Here is a 5,246-nt window from a genome sequence, read left to right as displayed (position 1 = left end):
GCGTTGACCGTCGAGGCATCGTCGAGGGCGCCGGAGGCGATGAGCTCGTCGATGGCGCCGGCGCGGGCCTGCATCTGGGCGGTCTTGTCCTCGGCGCGCTGGATCGCCTGGCCCACGTCGCCCATCTCGTCCCCGATGCCGGACATCGCCTCGTTGATGCGGGTCTGCGCCTCGGCGGCGGTGTAGGTCGCCTTGATCGTCTCCTTGCGGGTGCGGAACGACTCGACCTTCGCCTGCAGCCGCTGCTGGGCGAGGGTGAGCTTCTCCTCCTCCGCCTGGAGGTTGGCGTGCTGGGTCTTGAGGTCGGTGATCTGCCCCTGGAGACCGGACTTGCGGGTCAGCGCCTCGCGGGCGAGGTCCTCGCGGTCCATCTGCAGAGCCTTCTCGGCCTGGTCGGTGTACTTGGTCGCCTGCTGCTCGAGCTGGGCGACCTGGAGCTCCACGCGCTTGCGGCTCGTGGCGACGTCGGCCACGCCCCGGCGTACCTTGGAGAGCAGGTCGAGCTGGCGCTGGTAGCTGTAGTCGAGGGTCTCGCGGGGGTCCTCGGCACGGTCGAGGGCCTTGTTGGCCTTCGACCGGAAGATCAGGCTGATGCGCTTCATCATGCTCATCGGGTGGGGTCCCTCTCGGATGGTCCTGCGTGCTGCGTGGTCTCACTTCAGCCTACGGCGCCACCGATGCGCTCCGCGACCACGCGGGTAGTCTGGGTGCGTCGGATCACGCGTCCGCCGCTCGCCCGTCCCTGCCAGCCCCGACTCCCGAAGGCCTGTCCCGTTGTTTGGTCGTAGCAAGTCCGAGACCCCCGCCGTCGACACCAGCACGGTCAAGCCCGGTGGCAAGGGTCGCCCCACGCCCACGCGCAAGGAGGCCGAGGCCGCGGCTCGCGCCAAGGCCAAGGTCCCGCGCACCCGCAAGGAGATCGCCGCCGCGCAGCGCTCCTCGCGCGTCGAGTCGAGCCAGAAGGTCCGCGCCGCGATGAAGTCCGGCGACGAGCGCTACTTCATGGCCCGCGACAAGGGGCCGATGCGCCGCTTCGTCCGCGACTACGTCGACGCTCGCTTCTCGATCGTCGAGCTGATGATCCCGCTGCTGATCGTGACGATGGTCCTCGGCTACTCCGGCAACCCCGACCTGGCCAGCATGGGCAACACGATCCTGCTCGGCACGCTGCTGCTGGTCATCTTCGACGTCTTCTTGATGCGTCGCCGGATGAAGAAGGAGCTCGAGCGCCGCTTTCCTGGCGAGAGCACCAAGGGCATCGCCTACTACTCCATCACCCGCTCGATGCAGATGAAGTTCATGCGGATGCCCAAGGCCCAGGTCAAGATCGGCCAGGAGCTGCCCGAGCACTACCGGTGACGGGCCACCGGTGACCGGCCAGGCGGCTGGTCTGCTGACCGGTGTGCTGGCTGCCGTCCTCTTCGGCCTGGCCGCGGTCGCCCAGGCCCGCGCCGTACGACGGGGCGCGCAGCGCCCGAGCCGGCTCACCGACTTCGTGGCGCACGCCGTGCGGGACCCGCTGACCATGCTGGTCGTGCTGGCCTACCTGGGAGGGTTCGTGCTGCACGCGGTCTCGATCTACCTGGTGCCGCTCTACCTCGCGCAGGTGCTGATCTCCCTGTCGCTGCCGATCACGGCGCTGGCCTCGCGTCGCGTCGACGAGGACCTGGCTCCGGGTGACTGGGCCGGCGTCCTGGCGGTGACCGCGGGCCTGGTGCTCGTCGCGCTCGGCGCCGGCGAGCCCGGCGACGTGGTGACCACGTGGACCTTCGCGCTCCCGCTGGCCGGCGGCGTCCTGGCCCTGGCCCTCGTCGGGCTGGTCGGCAGCGGCTGGGCGGGGCCGCTGCTCGGAGCGGCGGCGGGCCTGGGCTACGCCGGGTCGGCACTCGCGGTGCGCGGGGTCGGGCTGCCGCTCGAGGCGGCCGTCGTGGTCGCGGCACTCGCCGTACCCCTCTTCGGGCTGCTGTCGTTCTGGCTCTACTCCCTGGGCATGCACGCCGACGCGGTGACGGCCACGACCGCCCCCCTGATCGTCGGTCAGACCGCGGTGCCGGCCTTGCTCGGCGTGTGGCTGCTGGGCGACCAGGTCCGCGACGGCTGGACCGCGAGCGTGGTCGTCGGCCTCACGCTCGCGGTCGCAGGAGCCGTCTGGGTCAGCCGAAGTCGCGCCGCGACGGCGACTGCGTCTTAGCCGGGTCCCGCTCGGCCACGTCGCCGACGACGCCGTCGATGGCGGTCATCGTCGCCTCGTCGAGCTTCACGCCGGCCGCCTTGACGTTCTCGGTCACCTGCTCGGGGCGGCTGGCGCCGATGATGGCCGAGGAGACGTTGGGGTTCTGCAGGACCCACGCCACGGCGAGCTGGGCCAGGCTGAGGCCGGCCTCCTCCGCGATCGGCTGGAGGCGCTGCACCCGCTCGAGCACGTCGTCCTTCATCCAGCGCGAGATCATGTCGGAGCCACCCTTGGCGTCGGTCGCCCGCGAGCCCTCCGGCGGCTGCTCGCCCGGCTTGTACTTGCCGGTGAGCACGCCCTGCGCGATCGGCGACCAGACGACCTGGCCGAGACCGAGCTCCTCGCTGGTGGGCACGACCTCGGCCTCGATGACGCGCCAGAGCATGTTGTACTGCGGCTGGTTGGAGACCAGCGGGATCTTGAGCTCGCGGGCGAGCACGTGGGCCGCGCGGATCTCCTCGGCGCGCCACTCCGAGACACCGATGTAGAGCGCCTTGCCCGAGCGGACGACGTCGGCGAAGGCCTCCATCGTCTCCTCGAGCGGGGTCTCGTGGTCGTAGCGGTGGGCCTGGTAGAGGTCGACGTGGTCGGTCCCGAGCCGCGTCAGCGATCCGTCGATGGCCTCGAGGATGTGCTTGCGGGACAGTCCGTGGTCGTTGTGCTTGCCCGGGCCGGTGGGCCAGTAGACCTTGGTGAAGATCTCCAGGCCCTCGCGCCGCTCGCCCTTGAGCGCCTTGCCGAGCACCGTCTCGGCGGCGGTGTTGGCGTAGACGTCGGCGGTGTCGAAGGTGGTGATGCCCTCGTCGAGGGCCTGCCGCACGCACGCCAGGGCGGCCTCCTCCTCCACCTGGGAGCCGTGGGTCAGCCAGTTGCCGTAGGAGATGGCCGAGATCTTGAGGCCGCTGGCCCCGAGGTTGCGAATTTCCATGCTTCCGACCCTAGGCGCCGGGCCAAGCCTCGTCGGGGGGTGTCGCCGCGGGAGTGGGCCGATGTCGGTTCGTCGAGTCGGGGCAAAGTTGCAGCCCCGGGTGCAACATCGCGCCGACTCGGCAGTGCTTGCGGTGCTGCCCGCAGCCTGCCCGCTGCCCCGTCCGCACCGGGTGCCAAGATGCACGGGTGAGCAGCCCGACCGCCGACGTGTCCGTGCGCATCGCCTGGGCCGACGACGCCGCGGCGATCGCCGCCCTCCAGCTGCGCACCTGGCGCACGACCTACGCCGACCTCCTCCCGCCCGAGGCCCTGCCCGACGACGTCGACGCTGCCGCCGCGGTGTGGGCCGCGTCGCTGCGCAAGCCGCAGGACGCCCGCAACCGGGTGCTCGTCGCCCTGGAGCGCAACCGGGTGGTGGGCTTCGCGATGACCGGTCCCGGCGCGGACCCCGACTGCGACCCCGTCGCCGACGCCGAGGTCCAGGAGCTCACGATCGATCCCACCGAGCGGGGCAAGGGCCACGGGTCGCGCCTGCTCCAGGCGGCGATCGACACGATGGTGGCCGACAAGTTCACCCGTGCCGTGCTGTGGAGCATCGCCAGCGACGATGCGACACGGGTGTTCCTCAGCGAGGCCGGCTGGGCACCCGACGGCGCCCACCGCGGGCTGGACCTGGACGGGACCGGCGCGACGGTCGTCAAGCAGGTTCGCCTGCACACCGCCTTCTCATGAGCCCGGGGGCCGAGGCCCCGGACGATGTCCCTGCCGAGGACCGCCGCGCGATCGTGCGCGACAGCCTCGCTGTCGGCATCGCCACCGGCACCTACGGCGTCTCCTTCGGCGCCGTGTCGGTCTCCTCGGGTCTCGACGTGCTCCAGACGTGCGTGCTGTCGCTGCTGATGTTCACCGGAGCCTCCCAGTTCGCCATGGTCGGCGTCATCGCCTCGGGTGGTGCACCGCTGTCCGGAGCACTGACCGCGCTGCTGCTCGGCACCCGCAACACCCTCTACGGACTGCGTCTCGCACCTCTGCTCGGGTGGACCGGCCTGCGTCGCGTCGGCGCCGCCCACCTGCTCATCGACGAGTCGACCGCGATGGCCGTGACCCGCCGTACGACGGAGGGTGCGCGAGCCGGCTTCCTCGCCACCGGCGGCTCGATCTTCGTCCTGTGGAACCTCTTCACCCTGCTCGGCGCCATCGGCGGCACGGCGATCGGCGACCCGCGCACCTTCGGGTTGGACGCGGCCGTGGGAGCCGCCTTCCTGGCGCTGCTGTGGCCGCGCCTCCAGCAACGACGCACGGTGCTCGTCGCCCTGCTCGCCGCGGCCGTGGCGCGGGGCATGGTCCCGGTCACGGCCGCGGGCGTCCCGGTGCTGGTGGCCGGTGGTGTCGTGCTGCTGGTGGGCGTGTTCCCCCGGCTGGACGGAGCCGAGCGATGACCTGGGTGGCGATCGTGGTGGCCGGCGTCGGCTGCTACCTGCTCAAGCTCGCCGGACTGTGCGTCCCTGCCCGGGTGCTCGAGCGTCCGGTCGTGGCACGGGTGGCCGACCTGATCCCCGTGGCCCTGCTGGCCGCCCTGGTGGCCATCCAGGTCTTCACCAGCGGGCAGGCGCTGGTGCTTGACGCCCGGGCGCTGGCGCTCGCCGTCGCCGTGGCGCTGCTGATGCTGCGCGCGCCGTTCCTGGTCGTGGTCTTCGGCGCGGCCGCGGTCGCGGCGCTGGTGCGCCTGGTCTGAGCACCTCGCTCATCGCAGGAGCGGTGACTCGTGGGTGATGCCATCGCCGCCAGACCGCCCAGGACCCATCGCCACCCCGGCGCACCGGCGCACCGGCGCACCGATCACAGACGCAGGACGGGGCCCGCGCCGGTTCCGTCCGGCACGGGCCTCTCCCCATGTGAAGCGCGTCAGTTCACGCTGACAGCGCTCCAAGCTGCGGCGACGGTGCTGCGCTGGGTGCTCGCGGCCCCGTAGAGGTCGGTCGCGGCGTTGAGCGTCGCGGTGCGGGCCTGGGCGTAGGTCGTGCCCGAGGTCATGTAGACGGTCAGGGCCCGGAACCAGATCTTCTGCGCCGCATCCCGGCCG

Annotated in this window: 8 protein-coding genes; 5 read left to right on the top strand and 3 right to left on the bottom strand. The window is 71.7% G+C overall.

The window, feature by feature from the left end; translation table 11 throughout:
* A partial coding sequence (locus tag RMN98_RS07810) for a PspA/IM30 family protein (protein WP_309648246.1) occupies window positions 1–611 on the bottom strand: 611 nt, incomplete at its 3' end.
* A 163-nt stretch (window positions 612–774) separates the two neighbouring features.
* On the opposite strand from RMN98_RS07810, the gene RMN98_RS07805 reads away from it, so the two are divergent.
* The gene (locus RMN98_RS07805; protein WP_309648245.1) at window positions 775–1,359 is read left to right on the top strand and encodes a DUF3043 domain-containing protein; all 585 of its coding nucleotides are present in this window, start codon (window positions 775–777) and stop codon (window positions 1,357–1,359) included.
* Between the two features lie 10 nt (window positions 1,360–1,369).
* Window positions 1,370–2,191, top strand: a complete 822-nt coding sequence (locus RMN98_RS07800; RefSeq protein ID WP_309648244.1) for a hypothetical protein — start codon at window positions 1,370–1,372, stop codon at window positions 2,189–2,191.
* Here the strand turns inward: RMN98_RS07800 and RMN98_RS07795 are convergent.
* On the bottom strand, window positions 2,154–3,161 hold the full coding sequence (locus tag RMN98_RS07795; protein ID WP_309648243.1) for an aldo/keto reductase family protein: 1,008 nt from the start codon (window positions 3,159–3,161) through the stop codon (window positions 2,154–2,156). The two genes, RMN98_RS07800 and RMN98_RS07795, sit on opposite strands and share 38 nt — an antisense overlap.
* 188 nt (window positions 3,162–3,349) lie before the next feature.
* On the opposite strand from RMN98_RS07795, the gene RMN98_RS07790 reads away from it, so the two are divergent.
* From RMN98_RS07790 to RMN98_RS07780, 3 genes are read left to right on the top strand one after another with little or no spacing between them, the layout of a single operon-like run.
* On the top strand, window positions 3,350–3,895 hold the full coding sequence (locus RMN98_RS07790; protein WP_309648242.1) for a GNAT family N-acetyltransferase: 546 nt from the start codon (window positions 3,350–3,352) through the stop codon (window positions 3,893–3,895).
* Window positions 3,892–4,602, top strand: a complete 711-nt coding sequence (locus RMN98_RS07785; RefSeq protein WP_309648241.1) for an AzlC family ABC transporter permease — start codon at window positions 3,892–3,894, stop codon at window positions 4,600–4,602. The genes RMN98_RS07790 and RMN98_RS07785 overlap by 4 nt, the downstream gene beginning before the upstream one ends.
* A complete protein-coding gene (locus tag RMN98_RS07780; protein ID WP_309648240.1) occupies window positions 4,599–4,898 on the top strand; it encodes an AzlD domain-containing protein in 300 nt (99 codons plus the stop codon). Before RMN98_RS07785 ends, RMN98_RS07780 begins: the two co-directional genes overlap by 4 nt.
* A gap of 170 nt (window positions 4,899–5,068) precedes the next feature.
* On the opposite strand, the gene RMN98_RS07775 is transcribed toward RMN98_RS07780, so the two are convergent.
* Window positions 5,069–5,246 (bottom strand): M4 family metallopeptidase (locus RMN98_RS07775; RefSeq protein WP_309648247.1); only part of this gene is annotated, 178 nt, incomplete at its 5' end.

The organism is Nocardioides sp., assembly GCF_031397825.1.
GTDB lineage: Bacteria > Actinomycetota > Actinomycetes > Propionibacteriales > Nocardioidaceae > Nocardioides.
The sequence above is the reverse complement of the archived record's forward strand: the minus strand, read 5'-3'. Positions and strand labels throughout refer to the sequence as shown.

Bases quoted from the DNA above. Each gene is read 5' to 3' on its own strand.
- RMN98_RS07795 (WP_309648243.1), bottom strand. From the start codon at position 3,161: ATGGAAATTCGCAACCTCGGGGCCAGCGGCCTCAAGATCTCGGCCATC.
- RMN98_RS07785 (WP_309648241.1), top strand. From the start codon at position 3,892: ATGAGCCCGGGGGCCGAGGCCCCGGACGATGTCCCTGCCGAGGACCGC.
- RMN98_RS07780 (WP_309648240.1), top strand. From the start codon at position 4,599: ATGACCTGGGTGGCGATCGTGGTGGCCGGCGTCGGCTGCTACCTGCTC.